Annotated in this window: 38 protein-coding genes and 5 pseudogenes; 8 read left to right on the top strand and 35 right to left on the bottom strand. The window is 49.0% G+C overall.

The window, feature by feature from the left end; all coding sequences use genetic code 11:
• Positions 1–175: 175 nt before the first annotated feature.
• The 25 genes and pseudogenes from JCM12539_RS06010 to JCM12539_RS13130 all read right to left on the bottom strand — a co-directional run bounded on the left by JCM12539_RS06010 (position 176) and on the right by JCM12539_RS13130 (position 11408).
• Positions 176–523, bottom strand: a complete 348-nt coding sequence (locus JCM12539_RS06010) for a hypothetical protein (protein WP_156302084.1) — start codon at positions 521–523, stop codon at positions 176–178.
• A 25-nt stretch (positions 524–548) separates the two neighbouring features.
• Positions 549–989, bottom strand: coding sequence for a DUF6941 family protein (locus tag JCM12539_RS06005; protein ID WP_054650005.1), 441 nt, complete (start codon positions 987–989; stop codon positions 549–551).
• 566 nt (positions 990–1555) lie between these two features.
• Positions 1556–1978 carry an ArpU family phage packaging/lysis transcriptional regulator gene (locus tag JCM12539_RS06000; RefSeq protein ID WP_054650003.1) on the bottom strand — a complete coding sequence of 141 codons (423 nt, stop codon included), beginning with the start codon at positions 1976–1978 and terminating at the stop codon, positions 1556–1558.
• A gap of 98 nt (positions 1979–2076) precedes the next feature.
• Positions 2077–2346: a hypothetical protein gene (locus JCM12539_RS05995; protein WP_054650000.1), complete on the bottom strand. Its 270-nt coding sequence runs from the start codon at positions 2344–2346 to the stop codon at positions 2077–2079.
• On the bottom strand, positions 2346–2612 hold the full coding sequence (locus tag JCM12539_RS05990) for a DUF6275 family protein (protein ID WP_054649998.1): 267 nt from the start codon (positions 2610–2612) through the stop codon (positions 2346–2348). The genes JCM12539_RS05995 and JCM12539_RS05990 overlap by 1 nt, the downstream gene beginning before the upstream one ends.
• A complete protein-coding gene (locus JCM12539_RS05985) occupies positions 2590–2910 on the bottom strand; it encodes a hypothetical protein (protein ID WP_054649995.1) in 321 nt (106 codons plus the stop codon). Before JCM12539_RS05985 ends, JCM12539_RS05990 begins: the two co-directional genes overlap by 23 nt.
• On the bottom strand, positions 2894–3295 hold the full coding sequence (locus JCM12539_RS05980; protein ID WP_054649993.1) for a YopX family protein: 402 nt from the start codon (positions 3293–3295) through the stop codon (positions 2894–2896). The genes JCM12539_RS05985 and JCM12539_RS05980 overlap by 17 nt, the downstream gene beginning before the upstream one ends.
• Positions 3292–3789: a hypothetical protein gene (locus JCM12539_RS05975; RefSeq protein WP_054649991.1), complete on the bottom strand. Its 498-nt coding sequence runs from the start codon at positions 3787–3789 to the stop codon at positions 3292–3294. The genes JCM12539_RS05980 and JCM12539_RS05975 overlap by 4 nt, the downstream gene beginning before the upstream one ends.
• Positions 3790–3917: 128 nt before the next feature.
• Positions 3918–4331 carry a hypothetical protein gene (locus tag JCM12539_RS05965; RefSeq protein ID WP_054649987.1) on the bottom strand — a complete coding sequence of 138 codons (414 nt, stop codon included), beginning with the start codon at positions 4329–4331 and terminating at the stop codon, positions 3918–3920.
• Positions 4328–4771, bottom strand: a complete 444-nt coding sequence (locus tag JCM12539_RS05960; RefSeq protein ID WP_054649985.1) for a hypothetical protein — start codon at positions 4769–4771, stop codon at positions 4328–4330. The genes JCM12539_RS05965 and JCM12539_RS05960 overlap by 4 nt, the downstream gene beginning before the upstream one ends.
• A gap of 500 nt (positions 4772–5271) precedes the next feature.
• Positions 5272–5744 (bottom strand): annotated as a pseudogene (ssb, locus tag JCM12539_RS05950) (single-stranded DNA-binding protein).
• Between the two features lie 15 nt (positions 5745–5759).
• Positions 5760–5891: a hypothetical protein gene (locus JCM12539_RS14635; RefSeq protein ID WP_263849755.1), complete on the bottom strand. Its 132-nt coding sequence runs from the start codon at positions 5889–5891 to the stop codon at positions 5760–5762.
• The gene (locus tag JCM12539_RS05945; RefSeq protein WP_054649981.1) at positions 5881–6258 is read right to left on the bottom strand and encodes a RusA family crossover junction endodeoxyribonuclease; all 378 of its coding nucleotides are present in this window, start codon (positions 6256–6258) and stop codon (positions 5881–5883) included. The genes JCM12539_RS14635 and JCM12539_RS05945 overlap by 11 nt, the downstream gene beginning before the upstream one ends.
• Positions 6245–6472, bottom strand: coding sequence for a hypothetical protein (locus JCM12539_RS05940; protein ID WP_054649979.1), 228 nt, complete (start codon positions 6470–6472; stop codon positions 6245–6247). Before JCM12539_RS05940 ends, JCM12539_RS05945 begins: the two co-directional genes overlap by 14 nt.
• Positions 6469–7242, bottom strand: a complete 774-nt coding sequence (locus JCM12539_RS05935) for a phage antirepressor (protein WP_054649977.1) — start codon at positions 7240–7242, stop codon at positions 6469–6471. Before JCM12539_RS05935 ends, JCM12539_RS05940 begins: the two co-directional genes overlap by 4 nt.
• The gene (locus tag JCM12539_RS05930; RefSeq protein ID WP_054649975.1) at positions 7239–7538 is read right to left on the bottom strand and encodes a hypothetical protein; all 300 of its coding nucleotides are present in this window, start codon (positions 7536–7538) and stop codon (positions 7239–7241) included. Before JCM12539_RS05930 ends, JCM12539_RS05935 begins: the two co-directional genes overlap by 4 nt.
• Positions 7525–8127: a helix-turn-helix domain-containing protein gene (locus tag JCM12539_RS05925; RefSeq protein WP_054649973.1), complete on the bottom strand. Its 603-nt coding sequence runs from the start codon at positions 8125–8127 to the stop codon at positions 7525–7527. Before JCM12539_RS05925 ends, JCM12539_RS05930 begins: the two co-directional genes overlap by 14 nt.
• 17 nt (positions 8128–8144) lie before the next feature.
• Positions 8145–8842, bottom strand: a pseudogene (locus JCM12539_RS05920) (PD-(D/E)XK nuclease-like domain-containing protein).
• Positions 8843–8921: 79 nt separating this feature from the next.
• Positions 8922–9824, bottom strand: a complete 903-nt coding sequence (locus JCM12539_RS05915) for a RecT family recombinase (protein ID WP_082405366.1) — start codon at positions 9822–9824, stop codon at positions 8922–8924.
• Positions 9817–10089: a hypothetical protein gene (locus JCM12539_RS05910; protein WP_054649971.1), complete on the bottom strand. Its 273-nt coding sequence runs from the start codon at positions 10087–10089 to the stop codon at positions 9817–9819. Before JCM12539_RS05910 ends, JCM12539_RS05915 begins: the two co-directional genes overlap by 8 nt.
• Positions 10090–10116: 27 nt before the next feature.
• On the bottom strand, positions 10117–10248 hold the full coding sequence (locus tag JCM12539_RS14630) for a hypothetical protein (RefSeq protein ID WP_263849754.1): 132 nt from the start codon (positions 10246–10248) through the stop codon (positions 10117–10119).
• A 2-nt stretch (positions 10249–10250) separates the two neighbouring features.
• Positions 10251–10568, bottom strand: coding sequence for a hypothetical protein (locus JCM12539_RS05905; protein ID WP_054649969.1), 318 nt, complete (start codon positions 10566–10568; stop codon positions 10251–10253).
• The gene (locus tag JCM12539_RS05900; protein WP_054649967.1) at positions 10552–11037 is read right to left on the bottom strand and encodes a helix-turn-helix domain-containing protein; all 486 of its coding nucleotides are present in this window, start codon (positions 11035–11037) and stop codon (positions 10552–10554) included. Before JCM12539_RS05900 ends, JCM12539_RS05905 begins: the two co-directional genes overlap by 17 nt.
• A gap of 70 nt (positions 11038–11107) precedes the next feature.
• Positions 11108–11269, bottom strand: coding sequence for a hypothetical protein (locus tag JCM12539_RS13135; RefSeq protein ID WP_156302083.1), 162 nt, complete (start codon positions 11267–11269; stop codon positions 11108–11110).
• Positions 11247–11408 (bottom strand): hypothetical protein, encoded by a 162-nt coding sequence (locus tag JCM12539_RS13130; protein ID WP_156302082.1) that lies wholly within the window; start codon positions 11406–11408, stop codon positions 11247–11249. The genes JCM12539_RS13135 and JCM12539_RS13130 overlap by 23 nt, the downstream gene beginning before the upstream one ends.
• 224 nt (positions 11409–11632) lie before the next feature.
• On the opposite strand from JCM12539_RS13130, the gene JCM12539_RS05895 reads away from it, so the two are divergent.
• On the top strand, positions 11633–12085 hold the full coding sequence (locus JCM12539_RS05895) for a hypothetical protein (RefSeq protein ID WP_054649965.1): 453 nt from the start codon (positions 11633–11635) through the stop codon (positions 12083–12085).
• A 63-nt stretch (positions 12086–12148) separates the two neighbouring features.
• Here JCM12539_RS05895 and JCM12539_RS13125 read toward each other — a convergent pair whose 3' ends face one another.
• Together JCM12539_RS13125 and JCM12539_RS05890 are read right to left on the bottom strand one after the other, a co-directional pair.
• Positions 12149–12322 (bottom strand): hypothetical protein, encoded by a 174-nt coding sequence (locus JCM12539_RS13125; RefSeq protein WP_156302081.1) that lies wholly within the window; start codon positions 12320–12322, stop codon positions 12149–12151.
• A 2-nt stretch (positions 12323–12324) separates the two neighbouring features.
• On the bottom strand, positions 12325–12561 hold the full coding sequence (locus JCM12539_RS05890) for a helix-turn-helix domain-containing protein (RefSeq protein ID WP_156302080.1): 237 nt from the start codon (positions 12559–12561) through the stop codon (positions 12325–12327).
• A gap of 144 nt (positions 12562–12705) precedes the next feature.
• On the opposite strand from JCM12539_RS05890, the gene JCM12539_RS05885 reads away from it, so the two are divergent.
• The 7 genes from JCM12539_RS05885 (at position 12706) to JCM12539_RS05865 (ending at position 17509) form a co-directional block, all read left to right on the top strand.
• Positions 12706–13038, top strand: coding sequence for a helix-turn-helix domain-containing protein (locus tag JCM12539_RS05885; RefSeq protein ID WP_054649963.1), 333 nt, complete (start codon positions 12706–12708; stop codon positions 13036–13038).
• Positions 13035–13448 carry an ImmA/IrrE family metallo-endopeptidase gene (locus tag JCM12539_RS05880; RefSeq protein WP_054649961.1) on the top strand — a complete coding sequence of 138 codons (414 nt, stop codon included), beginning with the start codon at positions 13035–13037 and terminating at the stop codon, positions 13446–13448. Before JCM12539_RS05885 ends, JCM12539_RS05880 begins: the two co-directional genes overlap by 4 nt.
• 70 nt (positions 13449–13518) lie before the next feature.
• The gene (locus tag JCM12539_RS05875; RefSeq protein WP_156302079.1) at positions 13519–14118 is read left to right on the top strand and encodes a hypothetical protein; all 600 of its coding nucleotides are present in this window, start codon (positions 13519–13521) and stop codon (positions 14116–14118) included.
• A 157-nt stretch (positions 14119–14275) separates the two neighbouring features.
• Positions 14276–14395, top strand: a complete 120-nt coding sequence (locus JCM12539_RS14625) for a ParA family protein (protein WP_156302078.1) — start codon at positions 14276–14278, stop codon at positions 14393–14395.
• On the top strand, positions 14389–14844 hold the full coding sequence (locus tag JCM12539_RS15120) for a ParA family protein (RefSeq protein ID WP_082405365.1): 456 nt from the start codon (positions 14389–14391) through the stop codon (positions 14842–14844). Before JCM12539_RS14625 ends, JCM12539_RS15120 begins: the two co-directional genes overlap by 7 nt.
• A 295-nt stretch (positions 14845–15139) precedes the next feature.
• Positions 15140–15556 (top strand): hypothetical protein, encoded by a 417-nt coding sequence (locus JCM12539_RS05870; RefSeq protein WP_054649957.1) that lies wholly within the window; start codon positions 15140–15142, stop codon positions 15554–15556.
• A 1140-nt stretch (positions 15557–16696) separates the two neighbouring features.
• The gene (locus JCM12539_RS05865) at positions 16697–17509 is read left to right on the top strand and encodes a tyrosine-type recombinase/integrase (protein WP_162204040.1); all 813 of its coding nucleotides are present in this window, start codon (positions 16697–16699) and stop codon (positions 17507–17509) included.
• A gap of 228 nt (positions 17510–17737) precedes the next feature.
• On the opposite strand, the gene JCM12539_RS05860 is transcribed toward JCM12539_RS05865, so the two are convergent.
• From JCM12539_RS05860 to glmM, 8 genes and pseudogenes are all read right to left on the bottom strand, one after another.
• Positions 17738–18673: a type II secretion system F family protein gene (locus tag JCM12539_RS05860; protein ID WP_054649953.1), complete on the bottom strand. Its 936-nt coding sequence runs from the start codon at positions 18671–18673 to the stop codon at positions 17738–17740.
• Between the two features lie 30 nt (positions 18674–18703).
• Complete coding sequence (locus tag JCM12539_RS14620) at positions 18704–19069, bottom strand: ATPase, T2SS/T4P/T4SS family (RefSeq protein WP_263849756.1); 366 nt, start codon at positions 19067–19069, stop codon at positions 18704–18706.
• Complete coding sequence (locus JCM12539_RS15550) at positions 18981–19364, bottom strand: ATPase, T2SS/T4P/T4SS family (RefSeq protein ID WP_263849752.1); 384 nt, start codon at positions 19362–19364, stop codon at positions 18981–18983. The genes JCM12539_RS14620 and JCM12539_RS15550 overlap by 89 nt, the downstream gene beginning before the upstream one ends.
• Positions 19331–19588, bottom strand: coding sequence for a hypothetical protein (locus JCM12539_RS13965; RefSeq protein WP_225350262.1), 258 nt, complete (start codon positions 19586–19588; stop codon positions 19331–19333). Before JCM12539_RS13965 ends, JCM12539_RS15550 begins: the two co-directional genes overlap by 34 nt.
• 215 nt (positions 19589–19803) lie before the next feature.
• Positions 19804–20548, bottom strand: a pseudogene (locus tag JCM12539_RS05850) (YebC/PmpR family DNA-binding transcriptional regulator).
• Positions 20549–20615: 67 nt separating this feature from the next.
• Positions 20616–21131, bottom strand: a complete 516-nt coding sequence (locus JCM12539_RS05845) for a VanZ family protein (RefSeq protein ID WP_054649951.1) — start codon at positions 21129–21131, stop codon at positions 20616–20618.
• 208 nt (positions 21132–21339) lie between these two features.
• Positions 21340–23149: pseudogene (glmS, locus tag JCM12539_RS05840) on the bottom strand (glutamine--fructose-6-phosphate transaminase (isomerizing)).
• Between the two features lie 257 nt (positions 23150–23406).
• Positions 23407–24757: pseudogene (gene glmM / locus JCM12539_RS05835) on the bottom strand (phosphoglucosamine mutase).
• Positions 24758–24764: the final 7 nt, after the last annotated feature.

Here is a 24764-nt window from a genome sequence, read left to right as displayed (position 1 = left end):
CCTGAAATTATTTATAAAAATAGCACCTCACCGTTTGGCGGAGTGCTCAGGTAAATAAAAATGCTAAAGTGCCTGCAAGTAACTTACTTTCATAAGTGATTCAATATTGCCAGCACTATAGTTATAACAATACCGGCGATCGTTAGCCTAATATTTGTCGACCTATTAATCTTGTCTACCTGCTTTTTAAGCATCTCTTTTTCGACCCAATCTTTTGTTGGTAGCTTATCAAGGCTTGCACTATTGAATCAATTTTCTTATCCATTGATTCAACTCGCTGAGAAAGCTTGCCATAATCAATGGGGTCAAAGCTGTATGAATCATTGTTTCCATTTGAAGCCTTAACATCCTTGGACATCGCGTTTCCCTCCGACAAAAAGTTGATTGGTTTCTGCCAAGTATTTTTGGCACCTTCTATCGTAATCGTCCGGCCAATATTCGTGGTAATCTGACTCGGTTGGTTTTGCCCAATCATAATGCTAGTTGCTATGATAAGTGGTGTAGCAGCCTTCAAAACTGGCATGTTTAGCCACATTGTTCCACCAGTACTAGTCTCTCGAAATGTCTTTATTTGTTCCATTAGTTGAACCCGTGTTTGTTGTCCAGAAGGTATCTCGTGCTACTTCCTTATCATTAATGGAAACAAGAACATCGTATGCTCCAACTTTATGAAAAACGGTGTTATGCACTCCGAAATTAAATACCATCGTTCCAACAGGACCTGTCATCGCCGGTAAATTGCCAGCTATTGTCTGAATACTTTCAGTGGGCTTATCGTGGCTAATAATGGATAGCTGAAGCTTTTGAGGCTCTGAAAAATCCATTTTATATGCCAAAACTGCTACATTGAATGAAAGAGCAGTTGGCACAACAGGCATGTTAAGAGTTAGCGTAGGGCCAATGATCATCGGCGGAGTGCCCGGCTGACCTGTCCCTTCTACACCATCGGAGACTATAATCTTGAAAATTGCCTTTTCGTTATCTGTCATTGAATTTTCCTCCTAAAAAAAATAGTACCCCAGTTTGTTCGGGAATGCTACAAAAAAAAGGAGTGCCTATGAAATTCAGTGACATAATATCGCTGGTCGGGATTTGCACCCGACATGATGATCACCAATTGGTTGTCAGCCAATATGGTTGCTAACCGTAGCTAGCTCACCTAACTAAGCGTCTACCTATTCCGCCACAGTGATACTCGTCGCATCCCAGGTGTATGGTTAGCGACTATGCGTGCCGACGGACTCGAACCGCGGTGGACGTCTGGGTTAACGTCGTCATGCCAATATGCGTACCTTTTGGAGTTGGGTTGTGATGAATGCCGGGACGAGGAGGGCCCGGCAACAACGCACGGCACTTGTGCAGCCACCGCGCGCTGAAAGGAGGTCATCATGTCTAAGACCATTTGCACCTGTGCTCGCGCTTCCTAACGTTTTGCACGATATAAGAATACCGCCGTCCACCTTCCCTTGACCTACCCTAAACCTACCCAAAATGTGGACTGAATCTTCCCTCAATCTACCCTGAACCTACCCTAAACCTGGACAAAAAAACGCATTTAGTCATAAATCAGCAGCTCATCGGGCCAGAATTCCGCAAATGACAGCAGTGCTTTAGGTTTGGCCTTTTTATAGCCACTGTATGTTAGTCCCACATGCTCGGCCGTGGCCTCTATGCTCGGCATGGCCACCATGTACGTGTACTTGATGATGTCGGCTTCCGTGGCGTCCTGCATGAGCGCCACGGTCTTCTGGCAGCGGTCAACGTACTCCTCATCGGCAAGTCCGGTAATGATTTTGTCCTCCACGTGATTGCCCACGGTATCTGACCGGGGCATGCCGCTAATCTCTGGTGACTGCAGTCCGGCCATCTTGTAACCCTGATACCGCGCCCAACGATGATGATAATCAAGCAGTAAGTCTTCTGCCGCAACTGCCGTAGCTTCTCGGTCTAGTCGCTTGTATAGCCCACTTATTCTCATGCAATTTCCCCCGCTGACCTAAAAAAAACTGATATAATTACACTGCTGAGTGTTTGCGGGAGCTATCGAAAGATGGCTCTTTTTTTGATGCTTTTTTTCTACATATTTGCAATTATCTGAATCCTGCCGTTAATCCGCTTAAACGTCTTGTCGTCCACCATGACCCGGGTAACCGTCTGGTGAGCCTGTGTGGCCACCCAGTAAGCGCACTCGGCGTCTTCCATATCGGAATACCGAGCATTGGCCGTGGTGTACTCCTGAACTTTATGATGGTGGTTATACAGCCGTATCACCTTGCAATGGTCGGCGTCAAACCGCGACATCCACCACGCGTTATAATCCTTCTCTTCCTGAGTTAGCTCAGCCATTACTCGATAACCCCAACATCGTACTCGACGTTTTCCACATGGCTGTACGCATCCAGGTACATTTCGTGCTTATCACCGTTGTATGTGACCTCGTAGTACATACCATCTGGCCGCGAGGTCGACAGCATAGCCTTGTTGTTTTGCAGTGTCTTGCATGACCACACCACATACACCATGTCATCAGTCACGCGGACCCGCTTGCCCATGCCGTTGGCGTAGTCCTTTACCAGTCGGCGTGCATCATCAGTAAATTGTTGATTGTCCATTTTCGTCCTCCACTAAGATTCTCTCGTATTTGTGTTCGGGATCCACGCGCTTGCACTCTGCCGTCGTCCACTTGGCTTCCGGACCGTGGTAGTTTGGTAGCTCCACGATGTAATCGCCATCGCGTACCAGGTAGTACCAGTGTTGGGCTTTCTGATAGCGGTATCGCCTCATGTAGTACCGGCATGGATGTGTGGCGTGCGGCGTGTCACCCGTAGCACGCTTCCAGTCGTCCGGCGTCAGGTTGCGGTTAGCTTCGTAGACCAGACCGCCGATATACTCTCTAAAGGTTTCGGCCATTGCGCTCCTCCAGCAAGTCAGCGTTCTCGTAAATGTTGCCGATGACACTGCTGTAGTCTGCCATGTCGGCAATGCTCTCGATGGCCACCTGTGTGCCGCCATAACGCAACAGTGGCTGGAACTGGCCGCCGTCAAATTTAACTCGGTAAAGGTCGCCATTTTCATCACGCAGTACATCACCTTCGTAAATTTCCTTGCCGTTGCTGTCGTGTAGGCCGGTGTACTGCATAATCTCGAACTGATCTGGACAACCATCATTGCCCGGTCCTGCTTCTTTGCTTGCATCAATCCAGCCAATTTTGCCATCGTAAAACTCAAAATTATCGGGAATCATCATCGTATCCGTGTTATGGTCCCAAACTCTGAACTTAATCTCTCGTTTCATTTATCCGCCTCTTTCATGAATACCAACCAATGTGTCTTTGCCTTCTTGTCACCAAATATTGGTTTGCGGTCAATGGCCTTGAGCACTTCTGACAATTTAATTTGTTCATCATTCCACTTAAACATCACGATTCCATATGGTATTAAGACGCGCATGGCTTCGTCCATGCCACGTCTTAAATCTTCGCGCCAGGTATCCGTTAACACACCATACTTTGCACGTAGCCAGCTTTTGGAGCCGGCATGTACAAGATGCGGAGGATCGAAGACTACCAGCGAAAAACTGGCATCGGGATACGGCAGTCCATCCTTAGCCCAGTCCCACTGAACATCCGGGGCTATATCAATTTCCCGTGTTCCATCCGCTCGTCCATGACTGCGGTCTGGGATAGTAAACTTCGCACGACGCCTATCCATAAAGATTGCCAGTGGGTTGTGCTTGTCCCACCAGAACATTCGAGAACCTGCAGTCATATCAAGAATTGGCTTCTGCATGTTTGGTCACCTCCACTGTCTCAAATCCGCCCAGGTGGTACTTATCGATTTCCTCGGAGGTAAACTGCTCGTCAGTGGAGTTATCGGCAGCACTTTCTACAATGGCATCAATGCTATCGTTGGCGCTCTTAAAAAAATCGTTGCCGTTCGCCTCTGCCACTCCATTCCTTAGGTGCTTTGACGTACCACCGCTGCGGTTGCTTGACCGTCCAGCCGACGTCCAGTGCGCGGAAAATATCTTCGATGGACATATCGTGAATAATTCTAAGATTGCGGACGTAATAGTTAGCGTAGTGCCCCGTTGACCCGACCGTAATTTCCGAACGCAATCCGGCCAGCAACCCCCCGACCTTCTCGCTCACTTCCACTAGCTCTAGTTTCTCGACCAGCTCGACGACGTCACCGTCGGGATAATTTACCGACCGCGTGAACTCAGCATCACTAGGGTCAGTCCATGTACGAAAAGTTTTCGTTGTTTCGGGTTTGTCGTAAGCTCGGCCCCATAAATCTCCATCTTTATCCTTAACTGCATATAAACTCATTTTCCAAGTCCTCCATTTTCTTCGACTGCCACGATTGCGTCTTGCAATATTTGCCTGCCAATGCCCAGCGCCTTGGCAGCTACTCGTTGATTTGGCATCGACTTGTACACCCGGTAGTACGTCCGCTGCATCTCTGTGACCGCCGGCCCGTCTGGTTCAGCTTCCACGCCTATAAGCTCGTGGATCGCACGAATTTCCGCGCTATCGATTGGTGTCAATGTGATACTGCCGTACTTGTGCTCGGCTTTGTGTACCGCCTCTAGCAGCTTCGGCCAACGAACGCGCCGTGCGTGCATCTCCGCGGCTGTACGGTCACGAACTAACTTGTCGGCCTCATACTGCTCAATAGCGCGCTCAATGGCCGCCTTACGCTCACGCTCGCGTTCCATTGCCGGACTGTGTCGGTGTCGCTGCTGAATTTCACGCTTCTTGCGATTCATGTTTACTCACCACCCAGTGATAATTTGGTTTTGCTTTATTGGCTTCCCGGATCGCGATATAACCTTTAAGCGCCTAAACGGGACAATTACGCGTCCATTTAGCTCTCGGGATAAGCTATCGCTTGCAACCATTGCAGAATGTGTATACACCTTTAAGACTTGGCCAATACCGTTAATACGGCCAAACTCGTTGGTATCAAAAGCTAATATTTTGACTTCGTCACCCGGTGCGGGCACGGCGTCGCTTCTACCTGAGGTGTCTTCTGCTTCGATTTCAGGGTGACGCTCCAGATTGCCACAAAATGGGGCCTTACCCATACGTGTACGGCTGGTAACCATACCGTATCTTGTGCCAGTAATCTCAGCTCCACAGTCGCATTGCCATAGCCACAAATGGTCATATGATCTAACACCGGAGACACCCAGGTCTTTAATCACGGTCAAGTGGCCATATGTCTTACCGACAGTTGTTCTAGTTCTATTTGACATGATTGCCCTCCCTAAAATGGCAAGTCACCAGGGTCAAATCCAGTCGCTGACCCGGTCGTATTTGGTTGTGGCTGGCTCTGTGGCGGCGTTTGCCGTGGCTGTGTCCGATTAGTCGTGTCCTGTGCTGGTGGCGTGCTCTGCTGTTGTGGTGAAGTCTGCGATTGGTTGCGCGGCTCCAAGAGTTGGAAGCTATCGGCTAGCACTTCTGTTACATAAATTTTTTGGTCTTGCTGGTTGGTGTACGTCCGAGTTTGAATGCTGCCCGTGATACCAACCAAGGAGCCTTATGCGTGAAGTTGGAGAAGTTCTCCGCGGTCTTGCGCCACATCACACAGTTGATGAAGTCTGTTTCCCGCTCACCTTGCTGGTTGGTGTAGTTACGGTCGACTGCCAGCCGAAACTGGCCCACGGCCGTCCCAGACTGCGTATACCGAAGCTCTACGTCGGCTACCAGCCTACCGACCAAAACTGTTTGATTAATCACTATTAGCCCTCCGTATTACAGCGGAATTACTTCCGCATCCTCGTATTTATCAGCAATTGCCTGTGCTTTCAAAACTTGATTCAAGCAGGCAACCCATATACCACTTTTCAGTTGCACGCCATAAACGTGCTGCTCTTTATTCTCCAATTTCGTATACCTCCACTCGTGGCCGCTTTTTGTCGATAAAGAAGCGGTCGTTTAGCTCGACGATGTGCGCCCAGTTATCGTTCTCCAAGAATCCCGCGGCCATCATGCCGTCAAACACGAACTTGTGCTGAAAAGCAATGTTGTCTGGATCACTTCGCTTGTCGGCGCAGTACCAGTCGAACCGTAGCGGTACACCCCAGCGAAACGTCACGCCCTCACGAATGGCCTTGACCGTGAACATCTTGGCGATGTTAGTCGCGTTGTGCTTTATCTTGGCCGCCTTGAACCGGTTGGTGCGCTCGGCGCTGATGTACTGGTTGAGTGTCGCTAGCGGCAATGGAATCACTATGCGGTTATTCTGCGACATGTACGGCCCGTCCAATCACGTGCACCCGGTCTAGCAAGCCATCCCGGCGTAGACGCACAATGTGGCCATAGTCCACGCCGTATGTGATTTCTACGGCCGTATAATCTGGGCCCTGCTCAATCACCTTGGCTAGTTGACCATCAAGATTGTTACTGCCTGGCCGGTCGGCGATGATGTCGCCCGGGGTTAGTCCTCGTAAATCTTTGTGTGTCATGCTAATACCTCCGGTGTTAAAAACTTGTCTAGAAAATATCGTTGGCCCTTGCCAGTCACACGCGGTGTTTTGGTCACGATTGGGTTACCGTCGCCGTTGATGTGCGTTGATTCTTTGATTTTGAACAGGCCCTGATCTACCGCCTTCTGCGTTGGCGAGTTGTAATCGGCACCCTCGCGACGAATCAGGTAACCGTTCCGCCGTAGCCACTTGAACAGTCGGTTAGCGCCAATCTCGACGCCGTTTTGCCGTAGCAACTTGGCCAGGTCACCAACCAGAATCGTTGTATCGCTAGCACTCACCGCATCGGCAAACAGCGCCTTTGGTCGAAGTCGCGTGTTCTCACCCTCCAAGTTCATCCGCGCTGCCCGTTCCTGCTTGAGTTCGGTGGCCAGTTCGATAACCGTGTCGGGGTTAAGTAAGGCCCGTTCGATTGCCGCCGATGTCATGTAGGCCCCATGCTTGCGAATTGATGGCAGTACGTCTTCCGAAACCCAATCGCTAAATTCTTCGGCGTTGGGCATGTCGGATTTAAAAATCAGCTTATACAGGCCAGCCTCGCTAATCGTGACGAAATCCTGCTGACCTCCGGGGGTCATCAATTTGGTGACCCCTTTGTACTTCTCCGGAACATACTTGCTGACGGCGTTTGCGGGTCTGCTGTAACCCAGCACCCCGGCTACGTCCTTGCCAACAAACATTGGTTCATCACCAACCAGCACGGTTCGCACCGGCCAGCCTTTAAAATTAAATTCTCGTGGTTCATTCATGCCTGCTCACTCTCTTTCTGTCGTTGCTCCCGCTGTGCCCGCAACTGGGCAAGCTGTTCGTCTAACTGCTGCTGGGTGTCGGCGCTAACTGCTTCTTTCGGCCGTTCGTAGCCCGGCTTGACCCAATCTGGTTCTGGCTCTGCCCGCTTACCATTGCGAGTGACCACCGGCTCTGGCGTGGCGTCGTAATCGTCCAGCCAGCCTTTCTCGTCGAACCAATTTCCGCCGGTCTTGATGTACGCGGTACCGGTGTTCTTGGCCTTAATCTGGGCCTTGTACTCGTCAATCTTCGCCATGATTGCGTCCGCGGTGGTTTCTTGGGCAAGTACGGCTTGGCTGGTATGCGGCCTTGGCCTTGGCTTTGCCACTTCTCCGTGGGTAAGCGTTCCAGAGTTTTTCAAAATCTTGCTCGAAGGAAGTCTCCGCGCGCGAAGTATTATTATTACTAGTCAAGTCATGGTCATGTACTAGTAAGGTACTTTGTTCTACTGGTTGTTCTACTTTTGGTGAACCAGTTGTTACACTTTGGTTATACTTTTCGGTCCGTTTAGTGTAATAACCTTGATTGTTGTTACTCTTTCCGGGCGAATTAGTGTAATAAAGCTTCTTGATTTGATACGTTGGGGTCGATTTATTCTTCTTCCCGGGCTTGTACTCAATCAGTCCGAGATTAACCAGATCGTTTCGTGCTTTGATGACACCTTGTAGGCTTAGTCCTGTCCAGTCGCAGAGTGCCGAGTTGCGAAGCTTGAATGGCTCATCGAGATGGCCTTCATCGTTTGCGTAGTCGAGTAATTCTCGATACACATCGTTCTGGCCTCTAGCGATGCTCCCCTCGTTTTGCTTCCACTGGCGGTACGCTCGACGTTGTTTGAAGTAATCCATGCTGGTAATCACCTCGCTTAATCAATCAGGCTATCGAGGCTCACGACCTCTAGGTGCTTCGTGGAGCGGCAGTAGTCGCACTGCTCACACCGCGTTGGTTCTTCGGTGCCATCACGCAGGGCCTGGATACGCTCCTGCGTGTTGATCACATCGTCTAGTGCATAATTCATCGCGTATTGGTCGATTGGGATAGCGGCCTTGTCTGGTGGGCTCTGCTTGGTGACCCCAACAATGACTACGTTGGGGCGGATACCGAAGCGCTGGTTGGTCAACTCTTGGTAAATCGCCATCTGGGTGATGTACCGCGGGCCTCGATGAAGTTACCCCATCGACCGTCATCGGTTAGCCAGAACTTCTTGTGTAGGTCCACGGCTGTCTTGAGGTCTAGAATCATGCCGTGATCCGGACGCAAGCAGTCTAACTTGCCCATCCACTTCACGCCGTTCAGTTCACCCTTCACAATCATTTCCTTGCGGCCTTTATACAGACGCCGGAATTCTGGGTCACCGTCTAGGGCGTTGATCATGTCTTCCGCTACTACGAAGTCCTTCTTGAGTTTTCCTTTGGAGGCACCCCGCGTAGAAATAATTTCCGGGTGCTCATCAATGAATCGCTGATGGGCTTTGGGCCCCTCAAAGTAGCTGTGAAGGTAGTTGCCTACCAGTAACGGCGTTAGATCCCGCTTAGGCGTCCACTCACCGCGTAACTCCGCCATGGCCTCCGCCTCACATGCCTGAAACTTCTTGTACAAGGAAAAGGACATGTACCGGTCGTTGGCGTCGTTGCTGTAGTAGTTAGCCTTGGTCAGCCTGAATCGGTGGCTCTTGGCTGAAGAGGTTGGTTTCGGCTGCAGGAGTTCGGTTTGCTCCGCTTGTGCTGTTGGCATTAGTAATCACCTCGTTTGAATTGTCAATTTGCTTTGGTGCTGGCTTCTTTGCTACCCGTGGTGCGGCCTTTGGTGCCTCGTTGATAAGGTTGTCAATGGAGCTTCCTGTGGTCACGTCGCGGCGGTCGGTTTGCTCATCGTCGTACTCGTTTTCGGTGGTGTCGTTGATGGCACCCAAGAGCAGGTCGTTGTCGGAGCTGGAGTTGACGAAGAACTTCGCCGCGCGGTTGAGCACCGTCCGTTTTGCCATTTGGTCGCCGAACTCCTGCTGCACTTTATGATTCTTGGAGTGGCTCCAACTTTGGTCGATTTGCTTCCGGGTCATCAGCGTGTAGGTGTCAACACCGTCTGTGTCGCGAATGACTGCATACGCGGCAACAATGTCGTTGTCCAGTGCTTCAACTTTGGGCTGCCAGTCAACTGCTAGCCGACCATCTTCGCTCCGGACGTCCCAGCGGTCACCGTCACGGATTACTTCGGCCCAAACTTTTGAAACGTTGTCCAGCCGCTGGAGAATGGCTAGGCTGCCGAAGTATGACCGGGTGAGCGTTAGCTCTTGACCGTAGGGGATAAAGTAAACTTGGTGCTTGGCTGGGCTTAGACCCTGAATCACCATGCCTAGCAGCGCCTTAGCTTGGCTTTCTGGTGTGGTCTTCTCTAGTAGCGACTGGCCTTTAGAGTTGTCCGATAGCTCTAGCCAAGCTGACTGCAGGGCGTTAGTGGCGCTGTATCCCTTCGGCAACTGCAGGCCCTCGTTCTGTTGCATGTCTGCCACCCGCTTGGTGACTGATTCGATAATTGCATTAGCCATGTGCATGATCCTCCTCGTTCTCTTTTGCCCACTCACTAAGTTGTGCGTCCAACATCATCATTGCTTCGTTGTATGCATCCGCCCGATACCGCAGGTGCTCACTGTTGAGGTAGTCACCCCGCATGGTCGCGTTAGCGGCTTGGAGCTTCTTGGTGTCGTGAAAATGCCCCAACTTGTCCCGCAAACCCAGCATTCGGGTGTATAATGATGGTGTTGAATCTTTTACGGAGTTCTCAACGTCGGCCTTTGGTGTTCCCGCACCCAAGGCCTTTTTTTAGTGCACTCATGGTCATTACCATTTCTCGTCCTCCTCGTCGTTCCAAAGCAGTCGGTTGACCCAATCGGGTGCTCGGCGCCCTTTGTGCGCGAAACCGTTGGCCCAGATACCGCCAACAACAATCGCGCCGATAATCAGTACATACATGCTCATGCCTCCTCTTGATGTTCCCGTAGCCACTTCTGGACCGCGGGTCGGTAATACTTCCAAGTGTTCCGCTTGCCCTCACCACGGCCTTCCTGTACCACATGTGGAAAACCGGGCTGGTAGATGTAGCCTTCGATGGCTCGTGTGTTACCCGGGCTCACGTGCAGAACCTCCTTGGCAAGTTCCGCCTGCGTCATCAACCGTTGTGGCAGCATGTCGTTCAGAATTTCATCTGCCTGCTCGGTGCTCATCTTGGCTAGGGCGGCGCGATACAGCAGCTCTTTTGCTTCGGTTTCATCAATTTCAATCGTTGCGTCCATCGTCGTTACCTCCTTCAAGGTGCCATTCATCGGCGAGGTTGAGCTTCAAGCTGATTAGCTCGGCAATCTGTTCGTCCAATGCCTTGGTGTATTTGCGTATATATCGCCGGTCCATATCGGTGCGATATTCGCGGCCCTTGCTGATCACTTGGATCATGGGCTGGTCCATCTCTTGTCGTTTGCCCTCGGCCTTCATCAGTGCCGCATAGCGACCAAACGCCGTTTCTTCATAATGTGTATTGCTCATGAGCGGTATGTGGAAGCAGTAACTAGCCGCTGCATACTTAAATCGTGTATCCGCCAGCACTCCCGAAATCTTTAGCAACATTCCCACCGGCACGCGACCGCTCTGGTGTTCCCAGTTGCTGACCGTCCCTTTGGCGATGTGCAACTGGCGCGCCAGACCTGCGCGGGTAATTCCTGTACGTTCGAGTGCTGCGTCCAACTCTTTAAAGATGTCTACTTCCAAACTTGCGTCACCTCCTTAGCCGCTGTACCACGGCTGTTGCCGGTATTGCCGGTTCGGTGGGAACATGTAGTTAGGCTAAGGTGGCAACCGCGTCACTGGCCTGCTGCTTTAGCCGAATCTTTTCCAGCTCGATGATGTTGGCCAGCGTATCCTCGTCCATGCTTTCCCAGAAATCACGTGGCTTGTCGTCTCGGTATCCCATCACGATTTCAATCATTTTTGCTTTGGTCATCTTGATCACCTCCGTTCATCTTGGCTATCCGCTCGACGACCTCGGGGTCGTCTTCGTCCCAATCGTCCTGGTCATCATGCGGATCTTCCTTGTCCAGGTTGTCCAAGTACGTGTTGGTTATAATTTCAATTGGATCCATAATTACACCTTCCTCACATATTCATCAGGACTAACAAGCGCATCACTGGTTGGAAACATTCAAAGCTAATCCTTGCTGATTTTTATGATGAGCAATAGATTTAGCAGATTGGCAGCTAAGATCAGTATTTGTAGCACCGTAGTAAATGTCATCGTGTCGCCTCCTTCCATTGTTTGTTAGCTAAGCTAGATGGATAATTAAATCAAAACTGTGAGGTAGAAATTATGGAATACATTGCATTGACCGTGCTCATCATCGTTATTGTGGTTGTTAGAGTGCTTCTAACTAAATCTGACAAGGACAGTGCCCTTGCATTAAGCAAACAATTTGACGCATGGCTTGTGTCTTCCAACCCAGAAAGGCCAAGCAATGGCACTTTCCGAGAACTGTATCGCCGCGCATCGGGTAATTTACACGCATTCACTCCGGTAGTTCGCGATCTTGGGCCCATGTTCCAAGCAACAAGTGCTGATTTAATAGATAACTTTCCGAGCAAGATCAAACAATTTGCGCTGCAGCAACTCGCCATGATGGATAACCTTGTCGACTACTACGACGCTCGCTGGAATGAAAACTTCGCGCCAGCTTTTTGGATCCGTTTTTTTCGTCTACTGGCCCCAAAATCTTGTTGGCTATTTAGGCATCAGGAAAGATGGCATTGCGGCCAAGCTAGCTAATGTTCTCGGCTGGCTCATTGAAGCCATATTCTTGCTCTACAAACCACTGTTGAAGAAGCTGCTCTAATCATCGTGTGCTGCAACCAACGTGAGAACGACCGCTCCAACGCCGGTTCCAAGCGCCACGCAAGCCAACACTTTCATCGGCCACCAGTCAGAAAGGAACAACAGTGCACCGATTAAAATTTCAACCGTTGCTTCGGCCAAGCGTCTAGCTATGATGTCAATTGGATTCATCACTAAGCCTCCTTAACAACTTGCTTACGGCTTGGTGTCGAAGTGTTACCCTCATCTGCAAAAAAAAGGGTCCAATCAAAGTCCATGGCCTTACCGATTTTCTTGGCTGCCGCTACGTTTGGGTGGCGCACACCATTTTCATACTGGTTGTACGCTACGCGGTTAAGCCCCGCCATCTCGGCAATTTCCTTCTGAGTCTTGCCCATCGCTTCACGCTTGTCCTTCAACCATACCAACAAGTAAATCACCTCATTTCCATGTGTCGATCTGTTACGTTTATTATAGTACGTCACGGTTCGTTACATGTCAACTGAATATTGTAACGAATCGAATCTTTTTTTGGTGTCGCAATCTGTTACTATTTAGTCGATAGGAGGTGCGATATGTTACCAGAACGTTTGAGAGAATTACGGAACGCAAAACACCTAACCCAAAGTGATGTCGCAAAGCGAATTGGCATTACTAGGCCAGCATATACAGCATACGAATCCGGGAAACGTCAGCCAGACTACGCCACCCTAAAAACGATTGCCAGTTTATTTGATGTGTCTACTGACTACCTGATTGGCAACAGCGATTCACTACACGGTGACGACGGAGTAGACCTGGACGATGATAACCCGTTCCTTTCCTACCAAGGGCGTCCGGTTGATCCAGACGACATTGAACTATTCAAACAGATTATTCGTCGCACCCGTGGGGGTGATGATAAATGAACGATTTGCTAAGCAGAATGATTAACATTGCCCTGGACGATCATATCGGAGTTATCATACAACCGATGAAGACTCCTTTCTCTGTGCCGATGAGCGATTGCGATTCCAGAATGGTGCTCATTAATTCTATCTGGCACCAGCCGCGGGAGCTGCCGTTTCAACTTGCACACGAAATAGGGCACATCGAAAATGGAGATGTGGGTATCCTAAGATACAGTCCGTACGAGGGCCGGATGGAAATGGCGGCCAACATGTACGGACTTAGCTTACTTGTCCCTGCCTATTTTCAAGACGTTGACCAAGAAAATGCCAACGTCGATGTGTTTATGAACGCATTGGCCCTGCATCATGCCTTCGCGACGCGGCGGAACAAAAGATTTTGGAGTACTACAAATAAATTCTGGGAGTGAGAAGTTTGTATACACTATTTTTTTTCTCGTCATTGTAGTGGCGTTGATTTGCGGATTGGTTCTCCTAATCATGGGGGGAATCAGCACAACAAACAGACATAAATATTTGCGATGGTCTGGCATTGCAGGAATTGCGCTGGTAGCTGGGATCGTATTATTCCTAGTATCAATGCCGAAGGATCCCGACACATCCGCCAGCAAAAATCAGGAAGCCCAGGCTTCCAAGATAAAGGCGGACAAAAACTCCAGCAAGAAAGCAGCTAAGAAAGCTAAGCAGGCCGCTAATCTTGCCAAGATCAATAAGGAAATTGCCCATCAGCTTTGGCTAGACAAAGGTTGGGCCAAAGGCACATTGGATGATAATGGCAATCAGACACAGACTGATCCGGACGATGCTTTTACTTGGGCATTATCAGTACGGAAAATCACATATCATAAAGATGGAACGTTAAAGGTTCTGACCTATGTTGGTTTCTACAACAATTCCGATGACCAAAAAAACATCCGACGCTATTTCGGCAATCAATTCTGCCGACGCGTCTATTCAAAAAAATTACTGGTAAGAAAAAAAGATGCCGACCTAAAATACACCACATTCTGGGTTGGCAAACAGGCATTCGGTCACTCAATGTATAGCGACTATCGTCATTTCACTTGGTACACAATTTAACGACCTGCCCCTACTTGGGGCTTTTATTTAACACATTCGACGCAAAGAAGAAGCAGCTGCTGGGAATGTAAAGATGCAAAATTTTGATATTGTCTAAAATACATATAGCTGAGACTAAGACCAATAAACACTAAATGTATAATTAGGAGGAAGCATTATGGCGGGAAAAGTAATTAGTTTCATTAATATGAAAGGTGGGGTAGCAAAAACAACTTTAACCAAGGAAATTGGCATACTACTATCCTCTGATAAGTACAATAAAAAAAAGTACTGCTAGTTGATTTAGATCCGCAAGCAAACTTAACGCAAAGTATTTTTGAAATTTACGACGTAATTGACACCTCAAAAGTTTCTACAGTTAAAGACATGCATGATAAGGTGGAAAATTTACCTTCAATAAATAATTTGTATAATGAAAGCAAAGTGACTCCCCCAGACAAAGATCAGTTAATTGTGGAACTAACATCAACTTTAAGCATTATCCCTGGGAGCCTAGATTCTGTTTTTTTACGGAAAAACTCAAATGGAGATACTGAACAATCTTTAAGAAACACAATTCAGGCGTATAATTTGACGGGTGATGGAGGTTTCGACTTTATATTAATTGATTGTCCCCCAACATATTCGTCTTACACAATCTCAGCAGCACTAGCCAGCGATTTCTATATCATCCTGTCAAACCCGATGCATATTCTGCTTTGGGGATTGATTTACTTAGCGAAGTGATAGACAAAATTAAGGGCACTTTTGTCGACACTTTTTTTTCATAAAACCAATTCATAACTTGGGAATTATTTTCACTAAATACGATAAAAAAAGCTTCAAGAGAAGCCGCTATAAAGTCCGACATCGAAAATTCAGACCATTTTTCAAAATTTCACAAATTTTCATCAGTTTTTCCAAAGCAAGATGGATTAGCTACGCAACGATTAAATTACGTTATATCAAACGGCAACAATGCCACCTTAAAAAAATGCTATAGACGAAATTACAGTTGAGCTATTACAGGAGATTGAAAAATATGACGAATCTCAAAAATCAAACCACTGAGCAATTAGCACTTCAAAACATTTCCAATCTAACCAAATCATCTACGACAATTGAAGTTCGATATAATCTTATTTCAATATATGGAGCTATTTTAAAATCTACTGATATTTTTAAACATAATATTGATATAAAACCTTTTGTTGACAGCTTACCTCTGAAAATAGAAATTAAAGACTATTTATTAAAGGCTAGGCCACAAATAATCGCTAGATTAATATCTGAACTTTATCGTGCCGATGATACCGCTCTACTCATTTTTATTAAAAAGGCCGAAGAATTACTAAAGAACTTTAAAGATAATTCTGAAGAATCCTCGACAGAAATAAACGAAAACGAGAGTAAATCCAATAAAAATGCACAAACAAAAAAAAAGAACTGGAAAAGCTAATTATATAGATCAGCTTTTGGATAAATATTCTAGGGGAAATTACAAATAAATGAATTTGCAAAATACAGTTGATGAAATAAAAAAAGCTCGAGAATGAGTATTTACCAAAATCAAAAATTATTACTAGTAGTAAAGACAAACAGTTTTTAAATTTACTGGTTGAAACCTACACGCTTGTCGAAATCACAAAACGGTATTCAAATAATAATTTATACTCAGCAATGTTGTTTGACGTAGAAACTTTATATAATCAAATTCTCTACTCCTTCATTACTCGAAACATTATGTCACTGCAATCATTATTTAGAATACAATCCGACTTAAATCTAAAGTTGCTTTTATGTATTTATGATGAATCACAATCAAATTTAACTAATAAAAGATATGAACAAATTCAAGGAGAATTTTTTTTAGATATATAAAAGATGACATTAAAAAAAATACCTTCGAATGTTATAGAAAAAGCATCTGTTTCTATCTTAGAATCAATGTTCTCTGAATACTCTGAAATTATTCACGATAAAAAGCCTGAAAGTTTAGATGTACTGTCATTCGTGTCTACAGAACTATCTAGAGAATCCCTTATAAACAATAAAATGCTAAAAAAATATAAAATCATTTAATACTTTCATGTATAAGGCTATTTTCCCCATAAAACACCTTAATTATTCTAGATTTGGAACAGTAGAAATAACTTTACTTAAGAATTCCACAACCCCCCGCCGCTTTAAAAAGATTTTAGAAAGATTTTAGAAAAAAAGGCCCATCAACTAAATAAGCAAAAATAGATGCCCATTTATGGCTTTTATTTAACAGTCGCGCCGAACATACGTTTGTACGCATATGGGTATTCGTACAGATTTCGAGGAGGAACAAAAATGGCAGAGAAACGAGAATATACACCAGTACCGCGTCACCCCAACGTTTACAGCTACGAAACTAAAAAAAGGCACACGTTACCGTGTGCGCGAAGGATTTAGAAATATGTACGGAAAGGCAGATGAGTTCAGTAAACAGGGACTACGTTCTGTCCGAGACGCGGAGGCTGTCCTTAAGACGTTTGAGCGTGATCTAGCAGTGGACAATTACGCCAACATACGAACTGGACAAATCACATTAGACCAGGCGTGGAGGCAGCAATTGGAACAGAAGACTAGTTCCGGATCGTGGCGACCAGGGACCGCTGCAATCGCCACACAACTCTATAACAACTACTGGAAGAAGACAATCGGCAACATGAAGCTGATTGACATTAGACGGCCACTCGTCCAACGACTGCTGAATAAATATCGAGATGATGGGTTTGCGCCTTCCACCCTAAAGTCAATGTACGACCGCCTAAAAGGCATCATGAATGACGCCGTCAAAAACGAAATGCTAGACCGCAATCACATTTTAGGTTTAAGCATCCCCCGCATAACGCCGGTGAAGGTTGAAGTCGACGCGGATAAGATTGCTGATTGGCTGGTGACAGCGCAAGAGGTTTTGACGCAGTATGAATTTGATATGATTGCCGTGATGGCAAATACCGGCATGCGGCGAGGCGAGGTATTGGGTCTCATGGTCGATGATATCGAATTTAGAAAGGACGAAGTCAACAACGCTGAAATTGCACTGGTAAATATCAGACACCAGCGGCTCATAGACGAGGAAGGACCACAGCCTTTAAAAACTCTTGGGAGTAATCGAACTATCGCCCTTGACGGTAAAATGGTTGAAATCCTCCATCATGCCATACTCATGTCCAAAAACATCCGCCGCCGAAATGGTCGCACTGGAGAAAAATACGACTGGCTTTGGCTGGACCAGCTGGGAACACCGGTATCGACAAGCCGACCACGCTACTTGTGTAGCAAGGTTAACATCGTCAATGGCACCTACATGCACCCGCACGCATTCCGCCATTACTTCGCCACCGTTGCATTAAATAACGGTGCCTCGCAGACGGAGTGATGCATTACCTCGGTCACACGACGGAACGAATGACCCTGGACTACACCCGACCAACTGACAATGCCGCACTATCAGTGTTTAGGACATTTTCTGACCTCGACGGAACAAAAACCATGGTTCCGTCAAATACTCCGCCAACACGTAAGAAACGGTCAAACTAATGCTAATTATGTTTTTCGATATTCGCGTGGCAACGCTATGGCCACGCGTTTTTTTATGCGTCCTAGTCTATCCTAATATTGTGGACTCTTTCTTTGAATACAGCGGTAGTAAAAGGCGTGTATACATCACCACAATCTGCACCCCAATCACTAAAAACAATAGCGGCTGAATTAAGGCCAGCATTTTATTCATCCGGGCCTGTAAGTCAGCAAATAACCCCTTAGCGTACGTCTCCACCGTTTGCGCAAACTCGGCCTGACTTTGCCCCAAGGACAACAACCGGGTCACGCCCGCCGGCACCAATGGATCCTTGAGCACAGCGTTTAGTGCTTCCCCTTCGGCCAAACCGTCCACCACCCGTCTCCCCAAAGACGTTAATGGACCAGCATCCAACCGGGCTAAATAGCGGCAGTATCCCGCTAAATCTTGCCCACCGCGCAGAAAGGTGCCAGCACCAACGGTAAACTCATACTGATAATACCGGGTTAGCATTCCGCCAATCACCGGCCAACGCCGCAATAACTGATACCGCCCCGCGCTATCAAGCACACGAATAAACCAAATAGCCAGTACGCAAACGCCCACAATCACCGCTACCACAATAATTTGCGGCCACGGTATTACCGGCTGTTTTTGCGTTAGCTGCGGTAATACCCAGTAAACGATTCCTACTTCTAGGAACCCCAAAACAACCAATAACACGAGTGGGTACATTAACAGTTGCCACAACCGCCCCCGGGTCCGGCGAAGTAACTGTAGGTACTGGGCAGTGGTACCGAGCGTGTCTGCAAGGCTGCCGTGGGCTCCAGCCAAAGCCACCTGCGTTGAAACGACCGGTGCAAACCCCACGGCATGAAGTGCGTCCGCCAATTCAGTACCATTACTTACCGCCTCAATCAGCTGTTCAAACGTCGGTGCTCGCCGCGGCCACCTCACCGTCATGAATGCCAGCGCATCCGCCACGTTAAAACCCGAGCGTAGCAAGTACCCATATGCTCGCACACTTCGGCCTGCATGCTAATTGGTAACCGTCTAGTCCCCATTCGCTACCTCCCGATGCACATTGATTGGCCGTTCCCGACCGTCGCGCCATCGCCACATGGATACGTCAGGGTGTAATGGCGGGCCCGGAACCAGCTTGACCTGAGCGGATGCCCGTAATGCACTCTCGATAAGGTTGATGGGTACCCCCAAACTACGCATACGCATTGGTACGTCTAAAGGACCCCGCGTGTGCAGAGTTGCCAACACGATATGGCCAGCGAGCGCCGCCTCACACGCCGCGCGGGCGGTCTCCTCATCACGTAGTTCACCAATAATCACCACGTCGGGCCGGTGACGCAAAGCAGCTTTGAGTAACGCAGCGTATGTCATTCCCGCCGCCGCGTTGACTTGCAACTGTAAAAAAATTCGGCTCGTGAATCTCCACGGGGTCTTCAATGGTCATCACCATCCGTTCGGACGACAATTCTTTGGCAACCTGATACATCAAAGTTGTCTTGCCCGAACCAGTCGGACCAGTCATGACCATCAAACCGCGCTTTGCCAGCACCTCAACTAACGCCGTCACTACAGGACGTGTAACGGTGTTCAATTTCGGTACCGGGGCAATCAACCGCACCACTAGCGACTCGCAATTTTGAAAATCCCCCGTCGTACTTAATCGCAGGTAGCACCCCACCTCATGGCACATCCACGCACCTGTTGTACCCGTCGGTGTTCAGATACATTCATGCCCGCGTGGTACTTCAAGTAGTTGATCCACCGCTGCCCCACACTCAGCGGCACACGTTGACTCTCAGTTAACGTGCCCGGGTACCGCACGGTGACCTGATAATGGTCACCGGACGGAAGCAAGTACACATCGCTGGCCGATTCTGCGTGCGCATCAAATAACACCGACAAAATTTCATTCAAAACAACACCCCCTTACACAAAGAGATTTCGCAAATATCCGCGGTTGACTACCCGCGGTCGAAAAAAAATGTCACCTTTTTCGCAACATGTCGACGTACCCGGGTGAGGTGGTGCACAAAGTAGCAGCAGTTGACCAAACAAATCAACTAAAAAAAGCGTACAGCCCCAAAATTACCGGCTGTACGCTATCAATAAGTACTATTAAATTATCATGATTATTCTGCTGTCTCGTCTTCTGGCCATTCGGCGTTGGTGTAAACATCCGTCACGTCGTCTAACTCATCCAACGCATCCAGCAAGCCCTGGAAGGTCTCAACCTTTTCGGCTGGAACTTCAACCTTGTTTTGTGGCACCATGGCCAAATCGGCTGACTCGAACTTGTAGCCCTTGGCTCCAAGCGCGTCGCGAACCGCAGTGAATTCCTTAGGATCAGTGAAAACGGTAAACTCTTCGTCCGTCGACTGTAGGTCATCCCCACCAGCCTCCAAAACGTCTTCGAGCATGTCGTCTTCGGACTGGTCCAAGTCTTCACGACTGATAACAATCTGTCCCATACGGTCGAACATGTACGCAACGGCACCGGCACCAGCCATCGTACCACCATGACGAGTGATCGCCACGCGGACATCTGAACTAGTACGGTTCTTGTTATCAGTCATGGCCTCAACGAAAATACCGATACCGTTTGGCCCGTAACCTTCGTAGGTTACTTCATCGTAACTCGTGTCGTCTCCACCATCGGCTTTGTCCAACGCACGCTTAATGTTGTCCTTCGGCATGTTGGCCGCCTTGGCTTTGTCCATCATCAACCGCAGTTGGGGATTGCCGTCAGGGTCCGAACCACCTTGCTTTGCAGCCATGAATAACTCACGGGAGATTTTTTTGGAAAATTTTGCCGCGCTTAGCATCCTGGGCGTTCTTACGCCCCTGAATGTTATGCCATTTGGAATGTCCTGACATGAATAAACCCTCTTTCTACGGTATGTGTGAAACACAAAATCGTTAATAGTATAGCAAATACCCAGCGCTAGTTCAATGCCCGTCGGCGCCGGAATGCAAGTAATATCAACATTACGACCAACATTCCGCAAACCGCTCCGGTAGTATCCAAAATGACGTCCTGAAACAAAGGCGACCGGTCACCCGTCAGCATTTGGTGAAATTCATCCAGGGCCGCACAACCAGCACACGTCAAGGGTACCATGACCACCCGCAACCACCAGGCCGGAATATGCCGCCTCGTCCCCATGTACAGCGACAATCCGAGTACAAAGTAGGAGCCAAAATGCGCTAACTTGCGAATGAGAAACTGTATTACCCCAAAGTAACCCTCGCTGGCCACGCTGACTGAGCTACCAGCGTAGTGCCAGTGAATCCGGGCAACCAAATTGTAAGCTGGTTTATTCGCTAAAATTCGCTCAAGTAGTGGCGCGGCGTTTTGTTGATGAAAGGTCATCGAACTGCTTATAAACAGTAATACTAATACAGCCAGCGCAACTACTAACCAGCCATTACGTCGAATTCCCATCCACAATACGTGCATAACCGTCACCCCAACCGATTTAATGTTCGCTCACTAGTGTAACGAAATCCAAGCGTGAAACCAAGTCCGTTCGGATAATAATCATACCCGGTCGGATAAACTACTAGCAGCCGATACGCATATCAACAAAAAAATGGCCACACGCACACTTCGCACGCATGACCATATTCTATTGGTTAGCTACCGACATGAGCAACCCACTTTGACACTATTCTACGGTGACAGATTTAGCCAAATTACGTGGCCGATCAACATCATATTCCCGATCCAGGCTAGCGTAATAGGCCAGCAACTGACACGGTACAATCAGCGCTAACGGCGCCAGCGCGGGATTCAGGTCATCAATCACGAGGTCATCACCCGTCTGGGCTAAACTGCGCGTGGCAATCCGGATGACGTTTGCACCCCGGGCCGCTGCTTCAGTCGCATTGGCCCGAGTGTGGGCCGCAGTGACCGGGTCACTAATCAGCGCAATGACCGGCGTTCCGCTTTCAATCAGCGCAATCGTGCCATGCTTTAGTTCACCCGCCGCAAAGCCCTCAGCCTGCACGTAGGAGATTTCCTTAAGCTTCAAGGCCGCTTCCAGTGCGACGTAGTAGTCCAGGCCACGACCGATATAAAACGCGTTACGAGTGGTTGCCAGCGCTCCCTGCGCTAAATCGTGGACCGCATCCTTCTGGTCGACTAACGCCTGCTGCGTATCGGCAACCAATGTCAGTTCGTGGCCGATATCCCACGCGGCAGCGTCCGCCACCCCTTTGGCTACGCCCAGGGCCTTTGCCACCAAAGCCGTAGTGGCAACCTGCGCCGTGTACGCCTTAGTCGAGGCAACCGCAATTTCGGGACCAGCGTGGAGGTTGAGCGCGTAATCCGCCTCGCGGGCCAGCGTCGACGTTGGCACGTTGGTAATCGTTAACGTCGGGTAACCCTGTTCCTTGACCTTCACCAACACCTGCCGAATATCCGCCGTCTCGCCACTTTGAGTTAAAAAGACAAACATGGGCTTGCCCGTCAACAATGGCTGGTGGTAGCCAAACTCGGAAGCCAGGTAGGCGTGCGCTGGCGTATGTGCGTACTCCTCCATGAGGCGGCCCCGACCATGCTAGCGTGATAACTGGTACCAGCAGCAACAAAGTAGAGCTGGTCGGCTTCAGCCAAAGCCTGCAAGAGGTTATCCGGCAAGTTAACCGTCCCGTTTTCGTCCAGGTAGGCCGCGAGCAACCGCCGCATCACGACTGGCTGTTCATCAATTTCCTTCAACATGTGGAACGGGTACGCACCCAGGTCACCGTCACCCTCGCTCACGTCCACCGTAAAGGTATCCCGTACAACCAGGTCGCCATCCATGGTCATGAGTTGTACGTTGTCGGCGGTGAGCACCGCCAGTTCCTGGTCGTGTATTTCCATAAATTCGTGCGTCCGGTCCAGTAGCGCCAACGCGTCACTACCCACCGCGTTAAAGCCATCGCCAACACCAATTAACAATGGTGACTTGTTCTTAGCCACGTACAGCGTGTCCCCATCATCGCGGTCAGCTAGCGCAAAGGCGTAAGAGCCGTCGACCAGTTGCATCACGTGCTGAAGGCTTCGACAACCGAAGCGCCCGCCATGACAAACTGCGCAATTAACTGCACGGCAACTTCCGTATCGGTATCACTCGCCATTTGGACGTCCGGAAGGTACTGAGCGCGCAACTCAGCAGCATTTTGCAGCACACCGTTATGCACGAGGTAGAACCGGCCGTCCGCAGAAACGTGCGGATGTGCGTTAGCAACCGTGGGCTTACCGTTCGTGGCCCACCGGGTGTGACCAATGCCTAGGGTGCCCGTCAGTTCCGCTGGGACCTTGGCCTCCAAGCGCTTAATCCGCCCGACTTCTTTAATTAGTTGCCCACCATTATTACGGTCATGCACAAAGATACCGGCCGAATCATAACCGCGGTATTCCAGCCGCTCTAACCCCTTTAGCAGTACCTTGGTTGCATTCACATCGCCAACTACTCCGATAATTCCACACATTTTGTTACGCTCCTGTTCATTAATGGTATAGACCCAATTCAAATAAGATTCCGGATTGGTCGATACGTCAAATAGTAGCAGGAGCCCCGTTAAAGGTCAACTACTCGATTATTGGTATACGCCGAATTTTTAGCAATTGGTATACCTTGATTGTGAATATTACGATTAAGTGGTCCCGACATAGAGGGAACCGTCAAAAAAAAGTGGCCCACCCGAGGTAGACCACTTTGGTAATTAAATTAATTTTGCTACAGGAATTATAGGCCCATTTCGGTCTGGACCACCCGCACGATGTCGTCAACGTATGCGCTAACGAGTTCGGGGGTCTTGGCCTCCGCCATAACCCGAAGCAAACTTTCAGTACCACTAGGACGGACTAGTACCCGGCCGTCGCCGGCCATGCGGTCCTCAACGTCCTTGATGGCATCAGTAATAGCGGGGTATTGTTCCCACGCGTTCTTATCCTTAACTGGTACGTTGACCAACTTTTGCGGGTACGTCTGCACTGGTGCTGCCAATTCAGAGAGCGTCTTACCCGTCGCTGCCATCACGGAAAGCAACTGGATCCCCGTCAGCATGCCATCCCCGGTGTTGTGGTAATCAAAGAGGATGACGTGCCCGCTTTGCTCCCCACCAATGTTGTACCGTGTGCACGCATCTCTTCCACCACGTGGCGGTCACCCACGGCCGTTTGGACCGAGTGCATGCCGTTGGCCTCAATGGCCTTGTACAACCCCAGGTTGCTCATGACGGTCGTCACAATCGTGTCCTGCTTCAAGCGACCCTGCTCTTCATGTAGCTACCCAACACAAACATGATCTTGTCGCCGTCAATAATGTTGCCCTGCTCGTCAACGGCGATGCACCGGTCCCCATCCCCATCGAAAGCCAGGCCAATTTGCGCGCCCTTCTCAACCACGGCTTTAGCCAAGGCTTCGGGGTGCGTTGAACCGACACCGTCATTGATGTTAATACCGTTCGGGTTAGTGGCCATTGTTTCAAAGTCGACGTCGAGGTCGCCAAACAAACGACTCACAATGCCGCTGGTTGCCCCATTGGCACCGTCCAGCACCACTTTGATCCCCGCCAGGTCTTCGTTAACAGTTTGTTCCAGGAACTGGGTGTATTTTTGGATACCTTCTGGGTAAGCCGCGGACGTGCCCAATCCCTTTGCACTTGGCCGCGGTAGTGTATCAACCTCGGCGTCTAGATACGCCTCAATTTCGTCCTCCGTGGCATCAGACAGTTTGTAGCCGTCTGGCCCAAAGAACTTGATACCGTTGTCCTGAGCAGGATTGTGCGACGCGGAAATTTGAATTCCGGCCGCGGCACCCTGAACCTTAATCAGGTAAGCGACCGCAGGCGTGGTAATCACGCCCAGCGACAGCACCTCAATACCAACGGACAATAGGCCCGCAATCAGGGCGTCGGCCAACATTTGACCGGAAATACGGGTATCCCGAGCGACCAGCACTAACGGTGTCTGACCGTCCTCCTGATGCTTAGTCAGGACGTACCCCCCAGCACGTCCTAACTTAAAGGCCAATTCAGGGGTAAGCGTCTCGTTGGCCACCCCGCGTACACCGTCAGTACCAAAATACTTAGTCATACTTTCT

It is taken from the genome of Lacticaseibacillus pantheris DSM 15945 = JCM 12539 = NBRC 106106, from assembly GCF_001311175.1.
GTDB classification, from domain to species: Bacteria; Bacillota; Bacilli; order Lactobacillales; family Lactobacillaceae; genus Lacticaseibacillus; species Lacticaseibacillus pantheris.
Note: the sequence above shows the minus strand (reverse complement) of the source record. Positions and strands in the feature narration are given on the sequence as shown.

Excerpts from the sequence above, each read along its gene's own strand:
- JCM12539_RS05895 (WP_054649965.1), top strand. The coding sequence starts at position 11,633 with ATGGAATACATTGCATTGACCGTGCTCATCATCGTTATTGTGGTTGTT.
- JCM12539_RS05945 (WP_054649981.1), bottom strand. The coding sequence starts at position 6,258 with ATGTCGCAGAATAACCGCATAGTGATTCCATTGCCGCTAGCGACACTC.
- JCM12539_RS05875 (WP_156302079.1), top strand. The coding sequence starts at position 13,519 with ATGGGGGGAATCAGCACAACAAACAGACATAAATATTTGCGATGGTCT.
- JCM12539_RS05980 (WP_054649993.1), bottom strand. The coding sequence starts at position 3,295 with ATGAAACGAGAGATTAAGTTCAGAGTTTGGGACCATAACACGGATACG.
- JCM12539_RS05925 (WP_054649973.1), bottom strand. The coding sequence starts at position 8,127 with ATGGATTACTTCAAACAACGTCGAGCGTACCGCCAGTGGAAGCAAAAC.
- JCM12539_RS06005 (WP_054650005.1), bottom strand. The coding sequence starts at position 989 with ATGACAGATAACGAAAAGGCAATTTTCAAGATTATAGTCTCCGATGGT.
- JCM12539_RS13130 (WP_156302082.1), bottom strand. The coding sequence starts at position 11,408 with ATGGATCCAATTGAAATTATAACCAACACGTACTTGGACAACCTGGAC.
- JCM12539_RS05940 (WP_054649979.1), bottom strand. The coding sequence starts at position 6,472 with ATGACACACAAAGATTTACGAGGACTAACCCCGGGCGACATCATCGCC.
- JCM12539_RS13135 (WP_156302083.1), bottom strand. The coding sequence starts at position 11,269 with ATGACCAAAGCAAAAATGATTGAAATCGTGATGGGATACCGAGACGAC.
- JCM12539_RS05905 (WP_054649969.1), bottom strand. The coding sequence starts at position 10,568 with ATGGACGCAACGATTGAAATTGATGAAACCGAAGCAAAAGAGCTGCTG.
- JCM12539_RS05870 (WP_054649957.1), top strand. The coding sequence starts at position 15,140 with ATGACGAATCTCAAAAATCAAACCACTGAGCAATTAGCACTTCAAAAC.
- JCM12539_RS06010 (WP_156302084.1), bottom strand. The coding sequence starts at position 523 with ATGCCAGTTTTGAAGGCTGCTACACCACTTATCATAGCAACTAGCATT.
- JCM12539_RS14630 (WP_263849754.1), bottom strand. The coding sequence starts at position 10,248 with ATGTATGTACTGATTATCGGCGCGATTGTTGTTGGCGGTATCTGGGCC.
- JCM12539_RS05965 (WP_054649987.1), bottom strand. The coding sequence starts at position 4,331 with ATGAGTTTATATGCAGTTAAGGATAAAGATGGAGATTTATGGGGCCGA.
- JCM12539_RS13125 (WP_156302081.1), bottom strand. The coding sequence starts at position 12,322 with ATGAATCCAATTGACATCATAGCTAGACGCTTGGCCGAAGCAACGGTT.
- JCM12539_RS06000 (WP_054650003.1), bottom strand. The coding sequence starts at position 1,978 with ATGAGAATAAGTGGGCTATACAAGCGACTAGACCGAGAAGCTACGGCA.
- JCM12539_RS05845 (WP_054649951.1), bottom strand. The coding sequence starts at position 21,131 with ATGCACGTATTGTGGATGGGAATTCGACGTAATGGCTGGTTAGTAGTT.
- JCM12539_RS05885 (WP_054649963.1), top strand. The coding sequence starts at position 12,706 with ATGTTACCAGAACGTTTGAGAGAATTACGGAACGCAAAACACCTAACC.
- JCM12539_RS05935 (WP_054649977.1), bottom strand. The coding sequence starts at position 7,242 with ATGAATGAACCACGAGAATTTAATTTTAAAGGCTGGCCGGTGCGAACC.
- JCM12539_RS05960 (WP_054649985.1), bottom strand. The coding sequence starts at position 4,771 with ATGAATCGCAAGAAGCGTGAAATTCAGCAGCGACACCGACACAGTCCG.
- JCM12539_RS05880 (WP_054649961.1), top strand. The coding sequence starts at position 13,035 with ATGAACGATTTGCTAAGCAGAATGATTAACATTGCCCTGGACGATCAT.
- JCM12539_RS14625 (WP_156302078.1), top strand. The coding sequence starts at position 14,276 with ATGGCGGGAAAAGTAATTAGTTTCATTAATATGAAAGGTGGGGTAGCA.
- JCM12539_RS05930 (WP_054649975.1), bottom strand. The coding sequence starts at position 7,538 with ATGGCGAAGATTGACGAGTACAAGGCCCAGATTAAGGCCAAGAACACC.
- JCM12539_RS05985 (WP_054649995.1), bottom strand. The coding sequence starts at position 2,910 with ATGGCCGAAACCTTTAGAGAGTATATCGGCGGTCTGGTCTACGAAGCT.
- JCM12539_RS05975 (WP_054649991.1), bottom strand. The coding sequence starts at position 3,789 with ATGCAGAAGCCAATTCTTGATATGACTGCAGGTTCTCGAATGTTCTGG.
- JCM12539_RS15550 (WP_263849752.1), bottom strand. The coding sequence starts at position 19,364 with ATGTGCCATGAGGTGGGGTGCTACCTGCGATTAAGTACGACGGGGGAT.
- JCM12539_RS05990 (WP_054649998.1), bottom strand. The coding sequence starts at position 2,612 with ATGGACAATCAACAATTTACTGATGATGCACGCCGACTGGTAAAGGAC.
- JCM12539_RS05915 (WP_082405366.1), bottom strand. The coding sequence starts at position 9,824 with ATGGCTAATGCAATTATCGAATCAGTCACCAAGCGGGTGGCAGACATG.
- JCM12539_RS05995 (WP_054650000.1), bottom strand. The coding sequence starts at position 2,346 with ATGGCTGAGCTAACTCAGGAAGAGAAGGATTATAACGCGTGGTGGATG.